Here is a 21,287-nt window from a genome sequence, read left to right on the forward strand (position 1 = left end):
GTGGATCCCGGACAGGACGCCGCGCCCGGCGCCGGTCCGGTCCCCGGGCAGCGGATTCCCGCCCGCGAGCGGGACGTGATGTCCCGGCGGGTCGTGGTGGACGCCATGGGCGGGGACCACGGGCCCGCGCAGATCGTGCGCGGGGCGGTCGAGGCGTGGCGGGAGCACGGCGTGCCGGTGGTTCTCGTCGGCCGGTCCGGGGCCGTGCGCGGAGAACTGGCCCGCGCCGGGGCGGCGGGCGAGATCGACGTCGCGCACGCCGCCGACGTCGTGCCGATGACCGAGCGGGGCGCAGGCGCGGTCCGCATGGCCTGCTCCAGCCTGGCCGTCGGCTTCGATCTCCTGCGGGCCGGAGCGGGCGCGGCCTTCGTGTCGGCGGGGTCCACCGGGGCCTTGGTCGCCTGCGCGGTCGACCGGCTGGGCACCGCGCCCGCCGTGCTGCGCCCCGCGCTGGCCGTGGCGCTGCCGACGACGGCGGGCGGGGCCACCGTATTGATCGACGCCGGGGCGACCGTGGACCCGACGCCCGAGATGATCGCCCAGTTCGCGCTGCTCGGGGCGTCGTACGCGCAGGTCGTGCTTGGCGTGCCCGACCCCCGCGTCGGGCTGCTGTCGATCGGCGCGGAGCCCGGCAAGGGCAACCGGCTGACCCGCCGCGCCGAGACCCTGCTGCGCGGCATGCCGCTGCGTTTCCACGGCAACGTCGAGGGCGGCGACGTGCTCACCGGGGCCGTCGACGTCATCGTCACCGACGGCTTCACCGGCAACGTCGTGCTGAAGAACGTGGAGGGGACCGTGCGCGCCGCGCTCACCCTCGCGGCGGCGCAGGGCGTGGCCGGGTCCGCCGAGCTCGGCCGGGTGGCGCGCCGTTACGACCCCGAGACGCACGGCGGCGCGGCCCTGCTCGGGCTCACCCGCACCGTCGTCGTGGCGCACGGCTCCTCCCGGGCAGCGACCATCGCCAGGGCCTGCGTGGTGGCGCGCGACCTGGCCGAGGGCGAGGTCGTGGCCCGTCTCGGCGACCGTCTCGCCATCCGCCCCGTGTCGTGATCTCCCACACCGCCGGGCCCGGCCCCGGCTCGCGTTCCGGCTCGCGTTCCGGCTCACGAGGACGCCCGAGCGGCCCGCCGGACTGCTCAGGGATCGGCGAGGGGACCGGCGTGGGGACCGGCGTAGGGGTCGGCGAGAGGGTCGGCGCCGTCCCAGGTGCCCGCGCTGGCGTAGGGGACGAACCGGGCGAACAACTCCTCGGAGTACCAGTCGTGGGCGCGGACCCGTTCGACGACCTCGCGGTGCGCCCGCCCGGCGTAGGCGAACGCTCGTACGGCGGCGGCGTCCCGCCACAGCGAGAAGGTCGCCTGCCTGGCCACCGGCCACTCCCCCATCCCGACGGAGGCGAGGCAGCCCTCCTGGGCCCGCAGCGACCGGTCGACGGCGGGTGCGGACCGGTAGAACGCCGGCAGCCGCGACGGCCGGATCGACGCCCGGGTCAGCACCGCCACCGGACCGCTGCGCGGCTCGCCGTACGGGCCGCCGGTCACGGGGGCGAACGGCTCGGCGCCGTTCCAGCGCCCGCGCGAGGCGGTCGGCGCGAGCCGCACGTGCCAGGTCTCGATCGCCTCGCGCCGCCACCTCGCGGGGATCGGCGAGCATGCCAGGAACTCTTCGACCGCCTGCTCGTCCCGCCAGACGGCGAGCAGCGCCCAGCGGCGCAGGTCGGCGCCGAGGGTCGTCGACGCCCCCCGGCCCGTGCCGAGCAGCCGCCAGAACAGCAGGCCCCCGGTGCGGCGCAGCACCGGACGGTCGAAGGCCATGTGCCGCATCGCCCCCCGACCGGCGTATCTCTGGAGGTGGAACGTGACGACGCTCCCGCCGCTCGTCCCCATGCTGGTGGCGCTCATCGGCGGCTACCTTCTCGGCTCGATCCCGGTGGCGGTGCTGGTCGCGGGGCGTCGGGGCGTCGATCCCCGGGAGGTGGGCGACCGCAACCCCGGCTTCTGGAACGTGCGCGAACGGCTCGGCCGCCGGGCCGCCGCGCCGGTCTTCGCCGGGGACACGGCCAAGGGCGTGCTCGCCGGGCTGCTCGGCCTGCTGGCCGGGGGCGCGCACACGACCGGGCCGGGAGTGGTCACCGGCCCGAGCGCCCCGGCCGCATACCTGGCGGTGGGGGCCGCGATGATCGGGCACGCCTGGCCCGTCTTCGCCGGGTTCCGCGGCGGGCGGTCGGTGCTGACCTTCGCCGGCGGCGTCGCGGTGATCTGCCCGCCCGCGTTCGTGCTCGCGCTCGCCCTGCTGGCGGTGACGTTCCTGCTCACGCGGTCGTTCGCGATCGGGGCCAGGGCCGGGGTCTTCGCGATCCCGCTGCTGCAACTGCCGTTCGCGCCGATCGGCCACGTCGCCGCGACCGGCGCGCTGATGTGCCTCATCGGGCTGCGTTTCGGTCAGGCGGCGCTGGCCGCGCGCCGGACGTGACGGCGCCGGCGGCGACGGCTGGGCGGCCGAGGCCGTAGGCGCGGCTCCGCCAGGTCCTGACGGGCCGCAGCGTCGCCTGCGTCAGCCGTACGGCCGTGGCCGGGTCGAGCAGGAACGACAGCATCACGCCCGCGCCCGGCCGGGCGTAGCTGCGCCGCAGCGCGGTGGTGAGCAGCACCCGTACGGCGAGCAGCGTCAGGTCGAGCCGGGTCGGCCGCCCGGCGGCCAGGCGGAGCGCCGGCAACGCGGCGGCGAGCCAGACGACGGCGAGATCGGCCACCTGCCAGGCGGGGCGGGTGACATCGCGCAGCGGTAGCGAACGCCCCCACTCCCGCCACACCTCGGCCGCCGACTCGTGCATGTCGACCTCCAGCAGGCCCCCCGCGTCGAGGAAGCCGACCCTCCAGCCGTCGGCGGCCAGGGTCCTGGCGAGGGCGACGTCGTCGGTCATGTGGCCGCGTATCCGGGCGAAACCGTCGGCCCGCCGCATCGCCTCCCGGCGGAAGGCCAGGCACTGGCCGTTGGCCACCACCCGGTGGGGCGGCGGCGGGGCCGGGGGCCCGATGGGGCCGAACCGGTAGACCAGCGTGGCGAGGAACGACGCGTGCAGCGCCTGCTCGGCGAGGCCGTCGCAGACGAAACGCGGGCCAGCGCTGACCAGGTCGTGGTCCCCGAGGGCGGCGGCGAGCGCGCCGAACAGGCCGGGCCGGGGCCGGGTGTCGGCGTCCAAGGTGACCACGATCTCGCCGCGCGCCTCCCGCAGCCCCTGGTGCAGCGCCCACTGCTTGCCCACCCAGCCGTCCGGCAGCGGGCGTCCGCGCACCACCGTCGCCCCGCTGGCTGCGGCCAGCCGGGCGGTGCCGTCCGAGGACTCGTCGTCCACCACGATCACCTCGGTGACGGCGGGATCGGCCAGCACCGCCCGCAGGCAGGGACCGATCCGCCGTTCCTCGTCCCTCGCCGGGATGACCACCGAGATGTCCGGATCTCCCCCACCGGGCGTTCCGTCGCGGCCGATCGGCGCCGCCGGGTCGCCCCTAAGAGCTGACTCGCCGCCTCCGGCCCACCCACCGCCTCCGGCCGCGCCATCACCACCCCGCGACATCCCGCCTCCGACCGACCCACCGCCTCCGGCCGCGCCATCACCACCCCGCGACATCCCCCCACCGGCGGACGCCCGCGACGCCCCGTCACCGGCGCCGGGGGACCTTTCTGGCGCGGGTGCGGTGAGCGGCGGGAGGCGCCGGCGGCCCCGGGTGAGCCGCACCAGCACGACGACCGCGGCGACGGCCTGGGCCGCGGCGAGCACCCGGGCGGCGGTCCCGGGCCGCTTGCGTCCGGCCGCCCTGGCCGTCTTGGCCGCCCCCACAACCCCAGCCGTCTTCACCGCCCCGGCCGCCCTGCCCAGCTTGGCCACCCCGGCCGTCCTGGTCGTCACCGTCCCGCCTCCTCCGGCCGCGGCCTGGAGCGGGGGAAGTCCCTGCGCACCAGCGCGGCCACGATGCGCCCGCCCATCGCCACCAGCGGCAGCCCGCCTCCCGGATGCGCCGACCCGCCGACGAGGTACAGCCCGCGCCGCGGCCCCCGGTTGCCGGGACGGCGGAAGGGGGCGAACGGGTCGCCGTACGCGCCGCCGTAGATCGCCCCGCCCCAGGTGCCGTACCGGTCACGCAGGTCGGCCGGGGTCAGCAGGTCGAGGAAGCGCAGCCGTCCGGACAGGTCGTGCCCCCGGCGGGCCAGCCGGTCGAGGACCAGCTCCGCGTACGCCTCGGGCGGCGTCGGCCAGCGCCCGGGGTCGCCTGCGGGGACGTTCACCAGCATGCTCCAGCTCTCCGCGCCGGCGGGAGCCTGGGTGGCGTCGGTCACCGCCGGGCAGCCGATGTAGACCGTGGGGTCCTCCGGCGGCCGCCGCCGGTCGAAGATGTCGCCGAACTCGCGCCGGTAGTCGGCGGAGAACACGACCGAGTGATGCGGCAGGCCCTCGGTCCGCCCCTCCACGGCGGCGAGCATCAGGAAGGCGGACGACGACAGGCCCAGCCGGGCGATCCGGCGCAGCCGCGCGCGGTCGGGCAGGAGCCGCCCGTAGAGGGAGGCCGCGTCGGCGTTGACGATCACGACGTCAGCCCTGACCACCTCTCCGAGGACCGTGCGGACGCCGCCGACCCGCTCGCCGTCGGCGACGATCTCGGCGATCTCGGTCTCCAGGCGGATCTCGACGCCCGCCTTGTCCAGCGCCGCGGCCAGCGCGTCGGCGAGGCGGGGCAGCCCGCCCCGCACGTACCATCCGCCGTCACCGTGCTCGATGGCGGGGACGCAGCCGAGGGCGGCGGGCGCCCGGTAGGGGTTCGACCCGGCGTAGGTGGCGTAGCGGTCGACGTACTGGCGCAGGCGGGCGTCCCGGAAGAATCGGCCCGCCAGAGCATGCAGGGTGCGGCCCGGCGCGACCGCGAGCAGGTCGCCCAGCCGGGGACGCGGGAGAGGGCCGCTCGGCTGCCCGCCCGCCGGTCCGACCGGCCGTTCGCCGGGCCGCCGGCCCGCGACCCGGAACGGCGGCTCGACGACGGGCCCGGACGGCGGTCCCGCGAAGAAGGTGCGCGTGGAGGCGTCCAGGCAGCGCTCGGCCCAGCGGTGGAAGGCCCGCCAGTTGCGGCCCTCGCCCGGCGCGAGCCGGTCCACCGCCTCTGCCGTACGCTCCGGGTCCCGGCAGGTGGACAGGGTCGAGCCGTCCGCGAAGCGATACCGGCACAGCTCGTCGAGTTCGACCAGGTCGAGCGGCACGCCGAGGTCCAGGAAGAGGCCGGGCAGCGTGAGCAGCGAAGGGCCGATCGAGAACGTGAACCCGTCCCGCCTGTGCTCGGCCAGTTTGCCGCCGAGCCGGGGCAGCCGCTCGTAGATCCGCACGTCGTGCCCGTCCCGCGCGAGCAGCAGGGCGGCCACCATGCCGCCGACGCCACCCCCGACCACGATCACCTCCGCCACGCGCGCCTCCAGGCGAGCAGGGCGAAGGCGCCCATCGCGAGCCCTCCGGCGGCGGCCACGAACGGATCGGGCGGCCGGAAGACCACGGCGAAGCCGACGGTCTCCATCATCGCCATGACCGTGTAGAGCGTGACGAGCCCGGTCGTCCCCGCCGCTTGGGCGCCGCTCACGGGCCGGTTCGCGGCGGCGCGGCCCGTGACGCGGTCGACAAGCACCATGACCAGGACAGAGACCAGCAGCCAGCCGGCGAAGTTGGTGAGCGGCACACCGTGGTACGGCCCCGGCTCCGCCCAGACCCACAGTCCGAGCCTGAGCATCTGGGGGTCGAGGAACAGGTCCCACGCGGTGAGCGCCAAAGCTCCGGCGAGGATCGGCGTCAGCCGCCCGCGCGGCGCCATACGGCGGGCGACGGCGTGGGCGGCCAGGCCCATGCCACCCCAGGCGAGGGCGACGATCAGCGGAACGCCGCCGGGCCGCGGCCACAAGGCGTCGGTGTAGCGGTAGTCGCCGAAGGGCAGGCCCGTCCTCGTGCCGATCCACTCGGCGGCGTAACCGGCCGCCACCGCCGCCGCGAACGCGCCCGCCGCCCTGCGCGGGGTGTGCGCCGCCGCCGCGAAGGCGAGTGCGCTCACCGCGAGCAGAACCACGACGGCGGTGGTGAGGCGCAGATCTTGGGGCCGCAGTCCCGTCGCGATCTGGGCGGCCACCATCGCGACCAGCGCGGCCACGCCGGCCGCGATCGGCCACGCGCCTGCCAGGCGGGGCGCGTTCGCCGGCGGTGTGCCGTCAGCCTCGGCCGCGCTCTTCCGTGCGGTCTCCCAGGTCTCCACGTAGGGTCATTCGAGCGCATCCCCCTGATCGGATGCGCTCCGCCTCACGCGGGTGCGGCCGGCGGGGACGCCCCGCCGTACGCACCGGCCCGGAGATCACCAGCGGTGGTGCACCTGCGGGCGGATCAGGTCGTCGTAGACCTGGCGGACCGCGTCGTGGGTCTCGGCCGACAGCGGCGGGAACTGCGCCGCCGCCACGTTGGCCCCGGCCTGCCCGGGGTTGCGGGCTCCGGGGATCACGACGCTGACCCCGGGCTGGTCGATGATCCAGCGCAGCGCGAACTGCGCCATCGTCATGCCCTCCGGCACGAGGCCGCGCAGCCGCTCGACCGCCTGGAGGCCCACGCCGTACTCGACGCCGGAGAAGGTCTCGCCGACGTCGAACGCCTCGCCCTGGCGGTTGAAGTTGCGGTGGTCGTCCTCGCCGAAGACCGTCTGCGGGCCGTACTTGCCCGACAGCAGGCCGCTCGCCAGCGGGACCCGGGCGATGATGCCGACTCCGGCCTTCTCCGCGGCCGGCAGGACCTCGTCCAGCGGCTTCAGCCGGAAGGCGTTGAGGATGATCTGCACGCTGGCCACGCCGGGGCGCGCGATCGCGGTCAGCGCCTCGGCCACCGTCTCCACGCTCACGCCGTACGCCGCGATGCGACCCTCGGCGACCAGCGTGTCGAGCGCGTCGAAGACCTCGTCGGTCTCGAAGACGGCGCTCGGCGGGCAGTGGAGCTGCACCAGGTCGAGCGTGTCGACGTCCAGGTTGGCGCGGGAGCGGTCGGTCCAGGCGCGGAAGTTGTCCAGGGTGTAGGCATCGGGGGTCTGCTGCACCCTGCGGCCCATCTTCGTGGCCACGGTCAGGCCGGTCCGCTCCTTGAGCAGCTTCCCGATGACCTTCTCACTGCGGCCGTCGCCGTACACGTCGGCCGTGTCGATGAAAGTGGTCCCGGCGTCGACCGCGGCGTTGAGCGTGGCCAACGCGTCGGCCTCGCTCACCTCGCCCCAGTCGGCCCCGAGCTGCCACGCCCCCAGCCCGACGACGCCGACCTGCCTGCCTGTCCTGCCCAAAACGCGCTGTTCCATGAGGTCAGATCGTAGCGGGGCGGCTCAGGCGGAGGCCCCTCCACCCGCGAGGTGGTGCAGGAACCAGTCGCGGGCGAGCCGCGCGACCGTCTCCAGTGCCCCGGGCTCCTCGAACAGATGCGTGGCGCGGGGCACCGTCTCCAGCCGGACCGGCGCGGTGATCGCCCGCATCGCCTCCCTGTTGAGGTCGAGGACGACGGTGTCGCGCTCCCCCACAATCAGCAGCGTCGGCTGGCGCACCGAGCGGAGCGCGTCCCCGGCGAGGTCGGGCCTGCCGCCCCTGGACACCACCGCGCTGACGCCGCCGGGCCGCGTCGCCGCGGCGACGAGTGCGGCGGCGGCGCCCGTGCTCGCGCCGAACAGGCCGATGGGCAGACCTCCGGCGACCTCGTCCTCGGGCAGCCGGTCGGCCAGCGCGCCCACCCGGTCGGCGAGCAGGCCGATGTCGAAGCGCAGGTGGCCGGTGACCGCGTCGACGCGCTCTTCCTCCGCCGTGAGCAGGTCGGCCAGGACGGTTGCCAGCCCGGCCCGCTGCAGTTCCCTGGCGACGTACCGATTGCGCGGGCTGTGCCGGCCGCTGCCGCTGCCGTGGGCGAACAGCACCGCCCCCCGGGCCTGCCGGGGAACCGTCACGTCGGCGTCGAGCACGACATCGCCGACCGGCATCCGCACGCTGAGTTCGACCTCGCCCATGGCGCCCGCCCCTTCCGGCCGCGCCCGGCTCAGCGGCGCTGGACGACCAGGACGGCGCCGCACAACCAGGACGGCACTGGACAATCGGGGGGCCTACCCCCGGCCTGCCGGGGCAAACCGGAGACGATGTGGCCTCCGCCTGCGGAAGAGGCCGCGCCGGCGGTGATGTCAGGCGGCGGGTGACAGGCGGCGGGTCGTCGCGCGCCCATGCCGGCGTCAGGCGATGTCAGGAGCGTGACGAGCATCACCGCGCCAGGAGTGACGCGTGCATCGCCGCGTCAGGAGCGACGTGAGCGCATCGCCTTGAGCACCCGCACGCCGCCGCCCTCCCCGGTCCGTACGCCGCGGGACGCGCCGTCCGCCAGGCGCCGGTACTCCTCCGACTCCATGGGACACAGCGCGATGCGGCCGTCCGGGTCGAACAGCAGCCCCCAGCCGTACCTCTTCGGCAGCGGGGACGCCCTCAGGCACGCCTGGGAACGGGAGAAGAACTCCTTCCTGAGCTCCGCGCGCCGCCCGGCGGGCAGGTCCGCCGGCAGGTCCTGGCGGCGCAGCCAGGTCTCGAACAGCACGTCCTCCTGCGTCAGGCCGTACGGCGCGCCGGAGATCAGCTCGTACTGGAGGGAGGCGACGGTGGGCTTGCCGCCCCGGGCCACGGGCACCTCCGCGGCGGTCACCGGGCAGTCGTCGGCGACCGCGATGAGCGTCGAGTAGTAGTTCAGGTCCTCGGCCATGTCTCCACTATGCCGCGGGAGACCGGACGACTCACCCCGCTACAGGCGGGCCCGCGGAACGCTTGCCGAAGGCGGCGGTCGGGCGGGTCTCACAGATGAGGCCCACGTCCTCGGGCAGGCCGCTCACGTGCACCTCCGCGCTGTCCTCCCATGCCTCCAGATCGACCCGGGTGCCCGCGATCGGGAAGCCGCAGATGCTCAGCTGCCCGAACCCCTTGGGCAGCACCGGCGCGATCCACACCTTGCCGTGCGGCACCCACGGGTCCACGCGGAGCAGGAGCCGTACGAGCTGGATCGGGGTGGCCGAGGCCCAGGCCTGCGGCGAGCACGAGGTCGGGTACGGCACCGGCATGGGGAACTCCTCGCGGTCGAACCCGCAGAACAGCTCGGGAAGCCGGCCGCCGAAGGCGCGGGCGGCGTCGAGCAGGCCGGTGGCGACGCGCTGGGCCTCCTCCACGAATCCGTAGCGCATGAGCCCGGCCGCGGCGAGCGCGCTGTCGTGCGGCCAGACGGACCCGTTGTGATAGCTCATCGGGTTGTAGGCGCCCATGTCGGAGGCGAGGGTGCGGATGCCGAAGCCGGTGAACATCCGGGGCGACAGCAGGTGCTCGGCCACGGCCGGGGCCTTGTCGCGGTCGACGATCCCCGACCACAGGCAGTGGCCCATGTTGGAGGCGAGGGCGTCGATCGGGCGGCCCTCGTGGTCGAGCCCGACGGCGAAGTAGCCGCGGTCGGGCAGCCAGAACCGTTCGTTGAACCGGGCGCGCACCTCCGCGGCCCGGTCCCGGTAGTGCCGCTCGGTCTCGGTGTCGCCCTCCTCCTGGGCGAAGTAGTGGCGGGCGATGCAGGCGGCGTAGACGTATCCCTGCACCTCGGCCAGGGCGATGGGCGCCCGGGCGATCGTGCCGTCGGCGAAGTTGATGCCGTCGAAGGAGTCCTTCCAGCCCTGATTGAGCAGACCCTGGTCGGTCTTCCGCTGGTACCACAGGAACCCGTCACGCATGCCGTACCGCTCGATCCACTCCAGCGCCGCGTCCGCGTGCGGGAGCAGCCGCTCCACCGCCGTCCGGTGCAGACCCCAGCGGCGCAGCTCGCCGAGGAGGATGACGAACAGCGGGCTGGCGTCGACCGAGCCGTAGTAGGCGTGCCCGGCGGCCGACGTGTCGTCCTGCCGGGCGCCGTAGCGCAGCTCGTGCATGATCTTCCCGGGCTCCTCCTCGGTCAACGGGTCGATCTTGGTGCCCTGCAGCGCGGCCAGCCGGCCCAGCGTGCCGTACGCCAGCTCGGGGTCGAGCGTCAGCGCCATCCACGCGGTGAGCAGCGAGTCGCGGCCGAACAGCGTCATGAACCAGGGCGCCCCGGCCGCGACGGTGGGCGGCAGCTCGGGATGCCCGGGGTCGAACAACCGCAGCGCGCCGAGGTCGTTGTGCGACTGGCGCAGGATTTTCGCCAGAGCGGTGTTGGTCGTCGTCACCTTGGGCAGGCGCTTGTCCCACTCGAACAGCTGTCCCGCCCGCCGGGCCAGCGCGGGCGACAGCCGCTTCTCCGAGTACCACGGCTCGGTCTCGACCCCGTCGATGATCGGGTTGGCCTGCACGCAGGCCGTCCACTCGCCGCGCGGCGGCACCACCGCGCGGAAGATGATCACGCGCGGGTTGAGCATCGGCAGCACCGGGGTGCCGCCGGCCTTGGCGGCCACCCGCACCCCTCTGCCCTTGCTGATCGAGAACATCCGCAGCGACCCTTCCTCCGCCGCGGTCGACACGTCGGCCACCCAGTGCACCCGGTGGGTCTTCACCTCGAACAGGTCGCACACGTCGGAGCCGACGTGCAGGGTCACCATGCAGCCGGCCGGCTCGTGCGACATGTTGCGGATGGTGAGGTCCTCCGACAGCCCGCCGCCGACGTACCGGTCGCGCACGACCAGCAGCGTGCTCTCCGCCTGCCCCGGCCGCGGCGCCGCCCGGCCGATGAAGGTCGCGTGGAACGGCTCGCCGGTGATGACCTGGAGCTCCTCGATCAAGCCGTCGTCCACGCGCAGTTCCCAATGGGACAGCAGCCGGGTGTCGGCGTAGTAGATCCCCTGCGCCGACCCGGGGAGGATGTCGCCGTTGCGGGCGGACACGCAGAACGATCCCCCGGCCACAAGCGTCATGGCGCCCCCGCCGATGGCGTTGGGCTGCCCCTCGAACGTCCACCCGCTCGTCATGCCGATCACCCCGGCCCGTCCCTGGTCCTGACGGTTGCCCTCATACCCATAGGTCGAGCCGGTTTTCGCCAACTTTGCCGCATCGAGGGGTCCAGAGTGGCCTTTACTAGGCTATGACCTGCTGTTTCCTACTCTTCCGGCATGCGCAGGTGGGTGAGCTCGGAGGGGCACGAGGTGGACCCGGTCGTCATCGAGGGCCGCCCGCTACTGCGCGTACGGCACCGGGGCTACCACATCGGCTACTGCGCGTCCGTCGCGGAGGTGGCGGCCCACGTCGATCTCGCCGACCTGGTGGAGGTCGTCGACCTGCGTCACGCCGCCAGGGCGCACGGACAAGGATGAGGGGTGAGCCGGACCGGCTCACCCCTCCCTCTGGCCACCGCGTCGCCTCACCGCGGCGCGGGCGCTCAGTCCTCCCAGCCCGGCATGTTCCAGAAGTCGCCGGCGCCCGCCTTGGGCTGCGCCTTGACCTGGGTCTTGGGCTTGGCCTTGGCTGCGGCGGGCTTCGCCTTGCCCATCTGCGGCATCCCCCAGCCCGGCATCTCCCGCACCCAGGCGTCGGCGGCCTCGTCGTCGGTCTTCGCGCTCGACGGCTTACCCGTGAAGTCGTTGCCGGACATCTTGGTGTACGTCGGCTGGTTGGACGTCGGGTGAAGGAAGACGTCCTGCGGCGCGCCCTGGCTGTTGTTCTTTCCGGTGGCGGGCATCGTGAACATGGAGCCCGGCTGCGATCCGTTCGCCTGGTTCCCGTTCATCGGGATGCCGGCGAGGGGGTTGCCCCCGGAGGGGCCTCCGGCCGGCTGCTGGCCGGCCTGCCGGCTGCCGGCCGTGTCGCCGCCGGGCGCCTGCCTGCCGGTCATCGAGCCCTGGGGGCTCTGGCCGTTCGCCATCGGTCCGTTCGCCTGGTCCTCAGCCTCGTCGTCCGCCGGCATGTACGGGCCGACCTTGGTGCCCTTGTCCAGAATGTCCAGGGCATTGGACGCGACGATGTCGGGCTCCTCCGGGTGGTTCATCGCCATTGCGGCGATCTGCTTTCCGGGCGACATCGGCTCCTTGGCGGACAGCGGAGCCGGGTCCGCGGAAACGGGACCCGACAGGAGAGCCGCGGCCAGTACGGCTGTGCATATAGGCATGAGAATTTCCCCCGAAATCTTGTGGACGGTACAAGAACGAAGGTAAGCGCACGATGCCGGACCATCACGGACCCGATGCCCAGTGTCCGGTCAAAGAAGAGGATCAGCCGCTTCAGGGCATAGACCCCAGGCCACCCCTGCTCCGCCGATTACCGGCACCACAGCGCGAAGCCGGTCACGGCCGGTACGGCCGCGCGTCGTGGCCACCGCCTCCGGGGGCGACACGGCGGCGGTCGGGGAGGCGGGACACGGCGGCGGTCCGGAAGGGGGACGCGAAGTCCGCCCGCACCCGGGACGTGTCCGAGACGGGGAAGGGGCAGGGAAGGGGCGGGGAAGGGGCAGGGAAGACGGTGGAGAAGGGGTGGGAACGGCACGGGGGTGAGCCGCGAGCGGCTCACCCCCGTCAATGCGGTCGCAGGACGACGGCCGGTTACCTCGGCATGAGGACCTTGTCGACCTCGTAGATGGTGGCGTTGCTCGTCGCGATGTTCCCGCAGGTCACGGCGGCGTCGTTGACCTTGAGGCTGGAGTCGGAACCCGAGACGGTGAGCTTGCGCCCTTCGAGGGAGGTCAGCTGGCCGTGCATGTCCGCCGGCGCCTTGCGTCCCTTGACCACGTGGTAGGCGAGCAGCCCCCTGAGCGACTTGCGGTTCGACATCAACTGGTCGAGTTGGTTCTTCGGAATCTTGCTGAACGCGTCGTTCGTGGGCGCGAACACCGTGATGTCCTGCGCGGAGTTGAGGGTCTCGGCCAGCCCGGCCTTCTTCACGACGCGCGCCAGCGTGGACAGCGTCGGGATGTCGGCGAGCGCCGTGCCGACCGGCACCTTGGCCAGCTCGGCGGGGCTGCCCTTGCCCGAGGCCGGCAGCGAGGAGCAGCCCGCCCCGACGGGCGCCCCGGAGACCGACGGCGTTGCGGACGCGGTGGCGCTCTCGCTCGCCTCGGCGCTGGGGGTCTCGCTGGTCATGTCTGTGGCGGTCTCATTGGCCGCGACAGGAGCCGCGGGACTGCCGCCGCCCTGGCTACCGCACGCGGCGGACATCGAAAGCGCCGCGGTCAGGGCGGCGAGGGCGAGCAGACGGGTATTCATGATCGTGTTCCCTTGGTCGTGGAAAGGTCGTTGCCGGGTGGCGGGTCGGGTGCGTGATGAAACACGGAACGGACGCACCGGTCGGCCCTGGGGCCGGAGGCGGTGCCCGGCGTGCCACCCGCACGACCGCACGCGCCCTGCACCCCTGCGGACGGCGACACCGGAAGAGCCCGCCGCACCGGTTCAGAACCGGTGTGGCGGGCCGTTGAGATGGGCCGGGTCACACGGGCCTGTTCAGTCAGGCCGTCTGTGACGGGCTCACCGGTCGCGTCCGCTGATGCTGGCGGGGCCGTGTGATCGCCTTCTGGCGCGCCGTCTTCGGCTGCGCCGTCTTCTGCTCCCCCCTCGGCAGCGGATAGGTCCTGGTCGACTGGACCCCCTGCATGGGACCGAAGGTGAACGGCTGCGGCGTCTGTCCGGCCTTGCCGGAGGCGACGACGGGTTGAATGAAGACGTCGCGTGTCTTGGGATCGATCACCGGAACGTACTTGGTCCCCGCGGTTCCTCCGTCCGCCCCGTCATCCGCCCTGTCGCCCGCCCTGTCGTCCGCCGTCGCGGAGGGTCGTCCGGTGTCCCAGCGCGGGCCGGAGACTCCGGCCGGCGACCGAGGATCGGCGGCGCTGTCGTCGCGCCCGCCGTCCATCCCGCCGGGAGCCATCCATGGCGGCGCCTTGGGGAGGGTGAACGGAAGCTCCCCGGCCTGCGGCGCCATGCCGGGCAGCGACGCGAATTGAGGCCGGCCCGCGGACGGCGGTGCGGCGTTGTTGTTGTCCGTGGTTGCCCTCGTCCCGGGCGGGGCCGGGTCCGGCGGCACGGCGACCGGCCCGGACAGCAGGGCGGCGGCCAGCACGGCTGTGCAGAGAGGCATGAGACTCCCCCGAGGTCATCGATGGTACGAGCACGACGGTAAGCGCCGCACCGGGGAGTGATCACGCATCCGACGACCAATGTCCGGTCAAGCATGGCGATCGGGCGCTTCACCCGCAAAGATCCCCCGCACCCGCAGGCGGCCCGGGGAACGCCGCCGGGCCAGCGTGATAGGCCACCGAAGACACCCTCATCCGAGAAGGACGCCGCGGGCCCGGGGTGAGGAGCGCGACGGGCTCAGTCCGGCAGCCTGACCTCGATCGGCACCACGAGCGGCGGCTGCGAGGGCGGGCGCGGCGCGGGCCGGCGCGCGAAGTAGTGCTCCAGGGCGTGCCGCAGCCGGTCGAGCGCCTCGTCGACCGTCTGCCCTTCGCAGGCCACCTCGACCTGGACGCACCGCGCGCAGTACGTGCCACCGTCCTCGGCGTTGACGGTCGCGGTCAGCCGCACGGTCCGTCCCATGCTTCCTCCGTGCGCGGCAACCGATCGGGGTAATCCCGGCGCGCGGGCAACAGCGCGGAGATTCCCACCCCGCCGGCTGCGGCCCGCGCGCGCCGCGCCCGGATTTTGCCTGATGAGGAGGCCCGCCGACGTCCCGCCGCGGGAGCGGCTCGTTTCCTGGGGTAGGGCCGGGCGCATGGGCAGGAAAGACAAGAAGGAAGAGCCGTCGGTGGGCGACGAGGTCACCTGGAAGAGCCACGGCGGCGAGGCGGCCGGCAAGGTCGAGAAGAAGATCACCGAGCGTACGGAGGAGGCGGGCCGCACCGTGGCCGCCTCGCCCGAGGACCCGCAGTTCCTCGTACGCAGTGACAAGAGCGGCGGGACGGCGGTGCACAAGCCGTCGGCCCTGCGTCCCAAGGAGTGACGTGACCACCGGCGCAAGGCGGACCGCGGCCGGACTCGCGGGCGACATGTGCGCTGCCGAGCCGGAGCGCTGACTGCGCGAGGAGCGGCCGAAGGGGGTCGGTGCGACAACCCGGACGACGGCGAGCCGACGGGCCACGAGTCCGGCCGGCACGTCGTGGCCAGGGCCGCGGGCGCGCGCGGGGATCGCGCCCGCAGTGTCGGCTGTCCGTTCCCGCGAGGTGTTCCCGCTTGGTGTTTCCGCTAGTTGAGCGTCTTCTTCCAGTGGAAGCCGCCGGGCAGGTTCACGGTGAGGGTGCGGCGCCCGTCGGCCGTCTTGGTGACCCGGAAGGCGCGTCCGCCGTAGCTGTGCCCGACGCCGCCGCGCGAGAGGTTGAGCCTGAACGGCCCCATCTTGATCGATTTCCGGTAGCTCCAGCCCATGGTTCCTCCATGAATTGTCCGTGACCCCGCGACTACCCCGGAAGACGATCAGCACACCGGCCGACCGGTTCGCCGCTGTTTAGTGGCGTGCCGCCGGGTATGGCCAACAAAGGGGCTTTTGGCCGTCAGGAACGCGATCGGATCGCCGGGCGGGCGCCGGGGGCTCACCGTCCCGACCTCATCGGCGGGGTCTGCGCGTCCTTACGGGGACGCCCGTCCAGGACCGGAAGGAGCGAGCCATGGGACACGCCGGAGTGATGCTGGAGACCTATCCCGCCGACCTCGGCGGCGTGGACAGGCAGGCGCTCGCGAAGTGCATCGAGGCCTGCTTCGACTGCGCGCAGACCTGCACGGCCTGCGCCGACGCCTGCCTGAGCGAGCATGCGGTGGCGGAACTCGTCCGCTGCGTCCGCACCAACCTCGACTGCGCCGACATCTGCGCGACGACGGGCCGGGTGCTGTCACGGCACACCGGTTACGACGCGAACCTGACCCGCGCCCAGCTTGAGGCGTGCGCGCAGGCGGCACGCAGTTGCGGCGACGAGTGCGGCCTGCACGCCCACATGCACGAGCACTGCCGGGTCTGCGCCGAGGCGTGCCGCCGCTGCGCCCAGGCCTGCAACGAGTTGCTGGCCGCGCTCGGCTGAGCACCTCCGCCCTGAGTTGTTCTCAAGGCGCCGCCCGCGCCCGCCGCACGTTTGGCGGTGCGATGACACGGCCGTGAGAAGGACCGTGTAAAAACGGTTCCTATGGCAAAGGAAGCGGACGAAGAGCCGACCGGCGACGACATGGAAGCCGTCACCGCCGCCGTGCTCACCGCCTCGCGTGTGCTCGTCGCGATATCGGCGCGGTCCCTGGCCGCCGCGGAGGACAAGGTCACCCTGCCGCAGTTCCGCATGCTGCTGGTGGTCGGGCAGGACGAGACCAAGCTGGTGACGCTGGCGGACAAGCTCGGCGTCAATCCGTCGACCGCCATGCGCATGGCCGGCCGCCTCGCCGTCGCCGGTCTGCTGAAGCGCGAGGTGAATCCGCAGAACCGGCGGGAGACGCTGCTGCGGCTGACCGACAACGGACGGCGGATCGTGGAGGAGGTCACCTCCCGGCGCAAGGAGGAGATCGCCGCGATTCTCACGCGGATGCCGACGCCCCAGCGGCAGGCCCTCATCACCGCCATGCGGGAGTTCAACGACGCGGCGGGCGAACCGCCCGCCCGCATCGCCTTCCCGCTCGGCTGGCCCGGCCCGTCCTCCTGACCACCGCCTGACGCGGCCTCCTCACCGGGGATTCAGCAGCCGGAGGCGGCGCAGGCCCCGGGAATGAGCCCAGGGGCTCCGTCGGCGCCCGACGGCACCTCACCCTGGTCCTGGCTGCCGCCGCCCTTCGAGGAGCCGCTCGTCTTGCCCGACGAGCCGGTCCCGGCCCGGCCCGCGCCGGCGCTCTTCCCCCCGGAGGAGGAGCCGCCCGAGGAGCCGGAGGCGGTGTCCACGCCGCCTCCGCCGGGCGCCTGCGCTCCGCCGGAGCCGTCCCCGCCGGAGCCGATCGCGCTCTGGTCCGCCGCGCCTTGATTCCCTGAGCCCTGATCCGCCGAGTCCTGATTCCCCGTGCCTTGATCCGCCGAGCTCTGATCCGCCGGGCCCTCCGCGTCCTGTCCGCCCTCCGCGGCGGAACCGGCGTCCTGGGCGGGGGCCGACTGCCCCGCGCCGGTCCCGGCTGGCGGGCCCGCGGGACCGGCGCCGCCGCGGAGCGCGAAGCCCGCTCCCCCGGCGGCCAGCACTGCCACCAGGGCCGCGGCGGCGATGACGACGGGCTTCCTGTTCTTGGTCGTGGGGGGTGGCTCCCCCTGGCTGGAGAGGATCTCCTGCCGGAACCGGTCATCCTGGCTCGTCTGTGACGGGACGCGCCCTTGCATGTGAGACAACTCCCAGCGGTCGTTTCGGGGGAAACCTCCACGGCTTCCGCGGGTGGCTGCCCACCCTAACCCCACTGGTGACCGAAGTTCACAAAGACGACTAAACAATCATGAATGACCCCACGCGCCAACAGACCGATCGCATGAACGCGGCGAGCCCCGCCCGGCCGGACCGTCAGGTCACAGAGCCGCCCGACGCGCCGAGGACCGCCTCGGCGGCGCGTGCTCGCCGCGGGCCGGTCCATCTCTCGCGCTTCGGCGTCGGGCGGTCCCCGATTCCGCGCGGAAGTGGACGAGAGATCAGCGGCTGTGCGTCGCGGCGCTGTGGTAGTCGGTGTACGTGTAGGGGTTGTCGAGGATCTTCGTCTCGGGGACGTCGGGGTTCATCCCCTTCTGCCATGCCTCCTCGCCCAGGGTCGAGCGCAGGTACTCGACAGTCCGCTCCACCTCGCGCCTGGCCGCGACGAGATCCACACCGACCAGACGGTGCTCGTGCTTCACCACGCGGCCGTTCACGAGGACCGTGTGCACGTCGCCGCGCTGCGCCTGGAACGCGACGTGCCCGTACGGATTGAGCAGCGGGAACGACACGGGCGACGCGTCGTTCTTGATGAGCACGATGTCGGCCTTCTTGCCCACGTGGATGCTGCCCAGGTCGTCGCTCCGGCCGATGGCGCGGGCGCCTCCGCGCGTCGCCCAGTCCACCACCTGGTCGGCGCGCAGGCTGCAGTGGGTGATCGTCTCTCCCCTGGCGTGCGCCTCCATGTGCTCGCGGGAGCGGTCGGCGCCGAGCGTGGTGCGCATCGCCGAGAACAGGTCGCCGCTCCACCAGACGCTGGTGTCCATCGACAGCGAGACCGGGATGTCGTGCGCGCGGATGGCCCAGGTGGGCGGGTAGCCCTGGCCCGCGCTCTGCTCGCTCTCGGTGGAGACCGAGATCGAACCGCCGGTGGCGGCGATGCGGTGGTAGGAGTCCGCCGACAGCGAGGCGGCGTGGACGTAGACCGTCTCGGGCGTCATGAAGCCGTGCTCGTGCATGAGGCGGATGCCGTCGTCGCTGGTCGCGCCCCACACGCCCGCGTGGGTCGTGACCGGGACGCCGAGCTCGCGGGCCACCTCGAAGGCCTGCTTCTCGGGGAAGGCCGGGTCGCCGGTGACGTCGAAGGCGATCTGGAAGCCCAGCATGTCGTCGCCGGTGATGCGGCGCCGGACGAAGTCGCGGAACTCCGGCGCGCCGGTCCACTCGGCCGGCGGCGCCTGGATGTTGCCGTAGGCCAGCACGAACCGGCCGGGCACCGCGTTCAGGGCGTCGACGGCCGCGTCGGCGTGGTCGACGGTCCGCAGTCCGTGCGACCAGTCCACGACCGTGGTGACGCCGGCGTCGATCGCCTCGATCCCGGCCAGCAGGTTGCCCGCGTGCACGTCCTCGGGCCGCCACAGCTTGCCGTACTCCAGGTAGTACCAGACGAAGTACTGCGTCAGCGTCCAGTCGGCGCCGTAGCCGCGCATCGCCGTCTGCCACATGTGCCGGTGAGTGTCGATCATGCCGGGCATGACGATGCCGCCGGTCGCGTCGACGACGACGGCGCCGTCGGGCGCGGGCAGGTCGGGCCCCACCTCGGCGATCCGGTCGCCGACGACGAGGACGTCGGTGCCCGGCAGCACGCTGTGCGCGTCGTCCATCGGCAGCACCGTGCCGCCGCGCAGCAGCACGGGCCGGTCCGGTCCGAAATCGGTCGGGTCGTTCATCGTCGAACTCCTCACCTTCCCACTGGCCGAGCGCGCTCAGCGATGGCGAACACTTGTCCGCTATACGGTCAGCGCTGCTTCCGCTGTTACTGTCCCGAGCCCCACCCTTGCTGTCAACCATACGTTTCTCGTATCAACCGGCGACGAAGAGCCGGTCGACCATTTGACGAGCGAGCCGCCTGTGCCAGAATCGGCGTCACGGACTTCTGTCCGTTCAGCGGACAGTGCTGCGACAAGCAAGGAGGGGAGCCGGATGACAGACGACACCGCGCCCGAGCGGGGAGGCGGGCCGCTGTCCGGCGTGCTTGTGGCCGACTTCTCGCGGGTCCTGGCCGGGCCGTACGCCACGATGCTGCTGGCCGACATGGGCGCCGAGGTCGTCAAGGTCGAAGGGCCCAAGGGGGACGACACCCGCACCTGGACGCCGCCGGTGCGCGGCGACGTGTCGACGTACTACCTGGGGGTCAACCGGGGCAAGCGGTCGATCGCACTCGACCTGCGGGACCCCGGCGACGCCCGGGTGGCCCGGGAGCTGGCCCGCCGCGCCGACGTGCTGGTGGAGAACTTCAAGCCGGGCGGGCTCGCCAAGTACGGCCTCGACTACACCGCGGTGAGCGCGGCCAACCCCGGCGTGGTGTACGCCTCGATCAGCGGGTTCGGCTCCGGCGCGGGCCGCGACGTGCCCGGCTACGACCTCATGGTGCAGGCCATGTCGGGGCTGATGAGCCTCACCGGCGACCCGGAGGGGCCGGCGTACCGCGCGGGCATCTCGGTCTTCGACGTCATGGCGGGCAACCACGCCGCCATCGGCGTCCTCGCCGCCCTGCGCCACCGCGACGCGACCGGGCAGGGCCAGCACGTCGAGGTCAACCTGCTGTCCTCGGCGCTGACCGGCCTGGTCAACCACAGCTCCGCGTACGTCGCCGGCGGTGTCGTCCCCTACCGCATGGGCAACGCCCACCCGAGCGTCTTCCCCTACGAGCCGCTGCCCACCGCCGACAACGACATCATCGTCGCGGCAGGCAACGACGGCCAGTTCCGCAAGCTGTGCGAGGTGCTCGGCATCCCGGAGATCGCCGACGACCCGCGCTTCGCGCGCAACGCCGACCGGACCGCGCGCCGCGAGGAGCTGCGGCCCGTCCTGGTCGGACGCCTCGCCACGCGCGGCGCGCTGGAGTGGTTCGAGCTGCTGGTCGCGGCGGGGGTGCCCTGCGGGCCGATCAACACCATCGACGGCGGGTTCGCCATGGCCGAGCGCTTCGGGCTCGACCCGGTCGTGGAGGTGGGCGAGGGCGACCGCGCGGTCCCGACCACCCGCCACCCGATCCGGTTCTCCGCGACCCCCGCCGCCTACCGGCTGCCGCCGCCGGAGCTGGACGAGCACGGGGACGAGCTGCGCAAGTGGCTGACCCAGGAGGAGGACGACGATGTCTGACCGGCCCGAGATGATCGAGCGGCCGTCGTACCCCACGGCGTTGGGGGCGTCCTCGCTGAAGTCGATCACGCTCCTCGGCTGCGACCTGGCCGAGGACGTGATGGGCAAGGTCGGGTTCGGCGAGCTCGCGTTCTGGCTCGCCGCCCAGCGGCGGCCCACGCCGGGAGAGACCCGCGTGTTCGAGGCCGTGCTCGCCGCGCTGGCCGATCACGGGTTCACCCCGACCGCGATCGTCACCCGGCTGACGTACCTGTCCGCGCCCGACTCGATCCAGGGCGCGCTCGCGGCCGGGCTGCTCGGCGGCGGATCGCGCTTCCTCGGCGTGACCGAGGACTCCGGCCGGTTCCTGCACGACGTCCTGGCGGCGCACGACGGGCCGCTGCCGCCGGACGACGCCGGCTGGGACGCCCTCGCCCTGGAGACCGTACGAGCCCGGCGGCAGGAGAGGCGGTTCATCCCCGGCCTCGGCCACCACGTGCACAAGGAGGGCGACCCCCGCACGCCCCGGCTGCTGGAGATCGCCGCGGAGGAGAACCTGTTCGGGCCGCACCTGTCGCTGTTCGCCGCGATCGGCCGCGTGCATCCGCAGGTGCTGGGAAAGACGCTGCCGCTCAACGGCGCGGGCGTCTGCGGCGCGGCGCTCGCCGACCTCGGCCTGCCGCTGGAGCTGCTGCGCGGCTTCGCCCTGCTCGCCCGTACGGCCGGCCTGATCGGCCAGCTCGCCGAGGAGCTGCGCCGCCCGGTGGCGAACGAGATCTTCCTGTCGGTGGACCTCAACAACCGGTCCGTCGACCCCGAGCCCTACACCCCCTGAGGCCACTGGAGG

23 protein-coding genes are annotated in these 21,287 nt (G+C 73.4%); 8 read left to right on the forward strand and 15 right to left on the reverse strand.

What is annotated here, in order from left to right:
* Positions 1-1,050, forward strand: a complete 1,050-nt coding sequence (plsX, locus tag ACGFIB_RS35300) for a phosphate acyltransferase PlsX (RefSeq protein WP_393377727.1) — start codon at positions 1-3, stop codon at positions 1,048-1,050.
* Positions 1,051-1,136: 86 nt separating this feature from the next.
* Here the strand turns inward: plsX and ACGFIB_RS35305 are convergent, their stop codons facing one another.
* Positions 1,137-1,901 carry a spheroidene monooxygenase gene (locus ACGFIB_RS35305; protein WP_393377730.1) on the reverse strand — a complete coding sequence of 255 codons (765 nt, stop codon included), beginning with the start codon at positions 1,899-1,901 and terminating at the stop codon, positions 1,137-1,139.
* Here ACGFIB_RS35305 and ACGFIB_RS35310 point away from each other — a divergent pair.
* Positions 1,858-2,472: a glycerol-3-phosphate acyltransferase gene (locus ACGFIB_RS35310; RefSeq protein ID WP_357028271.1), complete on the forward strand. Its 615-nt coding sequence runs from the start codon at positions 1,858-1,860 to the stop codon at positions 2,470-2,472. The genes ACGFIB_RS35305 and ACGFIB_RS35310 overlap by 44 nt on opposite strands.
* Here ACGFIB_RS35310 and ACGFIB_RS35315 read toward each other — a convergent pair.
* From ACGFIB_RS35315 to ACGFIB_RS35345, 7 genes are all read right to left on the reverse strand, one after another.
* Entirely contained in the window at positions 2,423-3,910 is a 1,488-nt protein-coding gene (locus tag ACGFIB_RS35315; RefSeq protein ID WP_393377732.1) for a glycosyltransferase, read from the reverse strand. The two genes, ACGFIB_RS35310 and ACGFIB_RS35315, sit on opposite strands and share 50 nt — an antisense overlap.
* A complete protein-coding gene (locus ACGFIB_RS35320) occupies positions 3,907-5,451 on the reverse strand; it encodes a phytoene desaturase family protein (RefSeq protein WP_393377734.1) in 1,545 nt (514 codons plus the stop codon). The genes ACGFIB_RS35315 and ACGFIB_RS35320 overlap by 4 nt, the downstream gene beginning before the upstream one ends.
* Entirely contained in the window at positions 5,439-6,281 is an 843-nt protein-coding gene (locus ACGFIB_RS35325) for a carotenoid biosynthesis protein (protein WP_393377735.1), read from the reverse strand. Before ACGFIB_RS35325 ends, ACGFIB_RS35320 begins: the two co-directional genes overlap by 13 nt.
* Positions 6,282-6,377: 96 nt before the next feature.
* Positions 6,378-7,355, reverse strand: coding sequence for an aldo/keto reductase (locus ACGFIB_RS35330; RefSeq protein ID WP_357251026.1), 978 nt, complete (start codon positions 7,353-7,355; stop codon positions 6,378-6,380).
* A 24-nt stretch (positions 7,356-7,379) separates the two neighbouring features.
* A complete protein-coding gene (locus ACGFIB_RS35335; RefSeq protein WP_357251028.1) occupies positions 7,380-8,048 on the reverse strand; it encodes a dienelactone hydrolase family protein in 669 nt (222 codons plus the stop codon).
* A gap of 278 nt (positions 8,049-8,326) precedes the next feature.
* The gene (locus ACGFIB_RS35340) at positions 8,327-8,782 is read right to left on the reverse strand and encodes a DUF6157 family protein (protein WP_393377739.1); all 456 of its coding nucleotides are present in this window, start codon (positions 8,780-8,782) and stop codon (positions 8,327-8,329) included.
* Between the two features lie 31 nt (positions 8,783-8,813).
* Entirely contained in the window at positions 8,814-10,991 is a 2,178-nt protein-coding gene (locus ACGFIB_RS35345) for an amylo-alpha-1,6-glucosidase (protein WP_357251033.1), read from the reverse strand.
* A gap of 141 nt (positions 10,992-11,132) precedes the next feature.
* Here ACGFIB_RS35345 and ACGFIB_RS35350 point away from each other — a divergent pair, with 141 nt between their 5' ends.
* Positions 11,133-11,333 carry a transposase gene (locus ACGFIB_RS35350; RefSeq protein WP_142575163.1) on the forward strand — a complete coding sequence of 67 codons (201 nt, stop codon included), beginning with the start codon at positions 11,133-11,135 and terminating at the stop codon, positions 11,331-11,333.
* Positions 11,334-11,398: 65 nt separating this feature from the next.
* Here ACGFIB_RS35350 and ACGFIB_RS35355 read toward each other — a convergent pair whose 3' ends face one another.
* From ACGFIB_RS35355 to ACGFIB_RS35370, 4 genes are all read right to left on the reverse strand, one after another.
* A complete protein-coding gene (locus tag ACGFIB_RS35355) occupies positions 11,399-12,124 on the reverse strand; it encodes a hypothetical protein (RefSeq protein WP_357251038.1) in 726 nt (241 codons plus the stop codon).
* A 430-nt stretch (positions 12,125-12,554) separates the two neighbouring features.
* Complete coding sequence (locus ACGFIB_RS35360) at positions 12,555-13,214, reverse strand: fasciclin domain-containing protein (protein ID WP_142575161.1); 660 nt, start codon at positions 13,212-13,214, stop codon at positions 12,555-12,557.
* A gap of 238 nt (positions 13,215-13,452) precedes the next feature.
* Positions 13,453-14,082: a hypothetical protein gene (locus ACGFIB_RS35365; RefSeq protein ID WP_393377743.1), complete on the reverse strand. Its 630-nt coding sequence runs from the start codon at positions 14,080-14,082 to the stop codon at positions 13,453-13,455.
* 236 nt (positions 14,083-14,318) lie between these two features.
* On the reverse strand, positions 14,319-14,543 hold the full coding sequence (locus ACGFIB_RS35370; RefSeq protein ID WP_142575159.1) for a type II toxin-antitoxin system HicB family antitoxin: 225 nt from the start codon (positions 14,541-14,543) through the stop codon (positions 14,319-14,321).
* Between the two features lie 175 nt (positions 14,544-14,718).
* On the opposite strand from ACGFIB_RS35370, the gene ACGFIB_RS35375 reads away from it, so the two are divergent.
* The gene (locus ACGFIB_RS35375) at positions 14,719-14,946 is read left to right on the forward strand and encodes a hypervirulence associated TUDOR domain-containing protein (RefSeq protein ID WP_191054388.1); all 228 of its coding nucleotides are present in this window, start codon (positions 14,719-14,721) and stop codon (positions 14,944-14,946) included.
* Between the two features lie 242 nt (positions 14,947-15,188).
* Here the strand turns inward: ACGFIB_RS35375 and ACGFIB_RS35380 are convergent, their stop codons facing one another.
* Positions 15,189-15,368, reverse strand: a complete 180-nt coding sequence (locus tag ACGFIB_RS35380; protein WP_142575157.1) for a DUF4236 domain-containing protein — start codon at positions 15,366-15,368, stop codon at positions 15,189-15,191.
* Between the two features lie 239 nt (positions 15,369-15,607).
* Between ACGFIB_RS35380 and ACGFIB_RS35385 the strand changes: the two genes are divergently transcribed.
* Entirely contained in the window at positions 15,608-16,015 is a 408-nt protein-coding gene (locus tag ACGFIB_RS35385) for a four-helix bundle copper-binding protein (RefSeq protein ID WP_357028234.1), read from the forward strand.
* A 102-nt stretch (positions 16,016-16,117) separates the two neighbouring features.
* Positions 16,118-16,621 (forward strand): MarR family winged helix-turn-helix transcriptional regulator, encoded by a 504-nt coding sequence (locus tag ACGFIB_RS35390; protein WP_393377745.1) that lies wholly within the window; start codon positions 16,118-16,120, stop codon positions 16,619-16,621.
* A 32-nt stretch (positions 16,622-16,653) separates the two neighbouring features.
* On the opposite strand, the gene ACGFIB_RS35395 is transcribed toward ACGFIB_RS35390, so the two are convergent.
* Both ACGFIB_RS35395 and ACGFIB_RS35400 read right to left on the reverse strand, forming a co-directional pair.
* On the reverse strand, positions 16,654-17,277 hold the full coding sequence (locus ACGFIB_RS35395; RefSeq protein ID WP_393377746.1) for a hypothetical protein: 624 nt from the start codon (positions 17,275-17,277) through the stop codon (positions 16,654-16,656).
* A gap of 300 nt (positions 17,278-17,577) precedes the next feature.
* The gene (locus ACGFIB_RS35400) at positions 17,578-19,026 is read right to left on the reverse strand and encodes an amidohydrolase family protein (protein ID WP_393377748.1); all 1,449 of its coding nucleotides are present in this window, start codon (positions 19,024-19,026) and stop codon (positions 17,578-17,580) included.
* A 253-nt stretch (positions 19,027-19,279) separates the two neighbouring features.
* Here ACGFIB_RS35400 and ACGFIB_RS35405 point away from each other — a divergent pair, with 253 nt between their 5' ends.
* Positions 19,280-20,461: a CaiB/BaiF CoA transferase family protein gene (locus ACGFIB_RS35405; protein WP_142575152.1), complete on the forward strand. Its 1,182-nt coding sequence runs from the start codon at positions 19,280-19,282 to the stop codon at positions 20,459-20,461.
* Complete coding sequence (locus ACGFIB_RS35410) at positions 20,454-21,275, forward strand: citryl-CoA lyase (RefSeq protein ID WP_393377751.1); 822 nt, start codon at positions 20,454-20,456, stop codon at positions 21,273-21,275. Before ACGFIB_RS35405 ends, ACGFIB_RS35410 begins: the two co-directional genes overlap by 8 nt.
* Positions 21,276-21,287 lie beyond the last annotated feature (12 nt).

Source organism: Microbispora bryophytorum, assembly GCF_043197435.1.
Classification (GTDB): Bacteria; Actinomycetota; Actinomycetes; order Streptosporangiales; family Streptosporangiaceae; genus Microbispora; species Microbispora bryophytorum.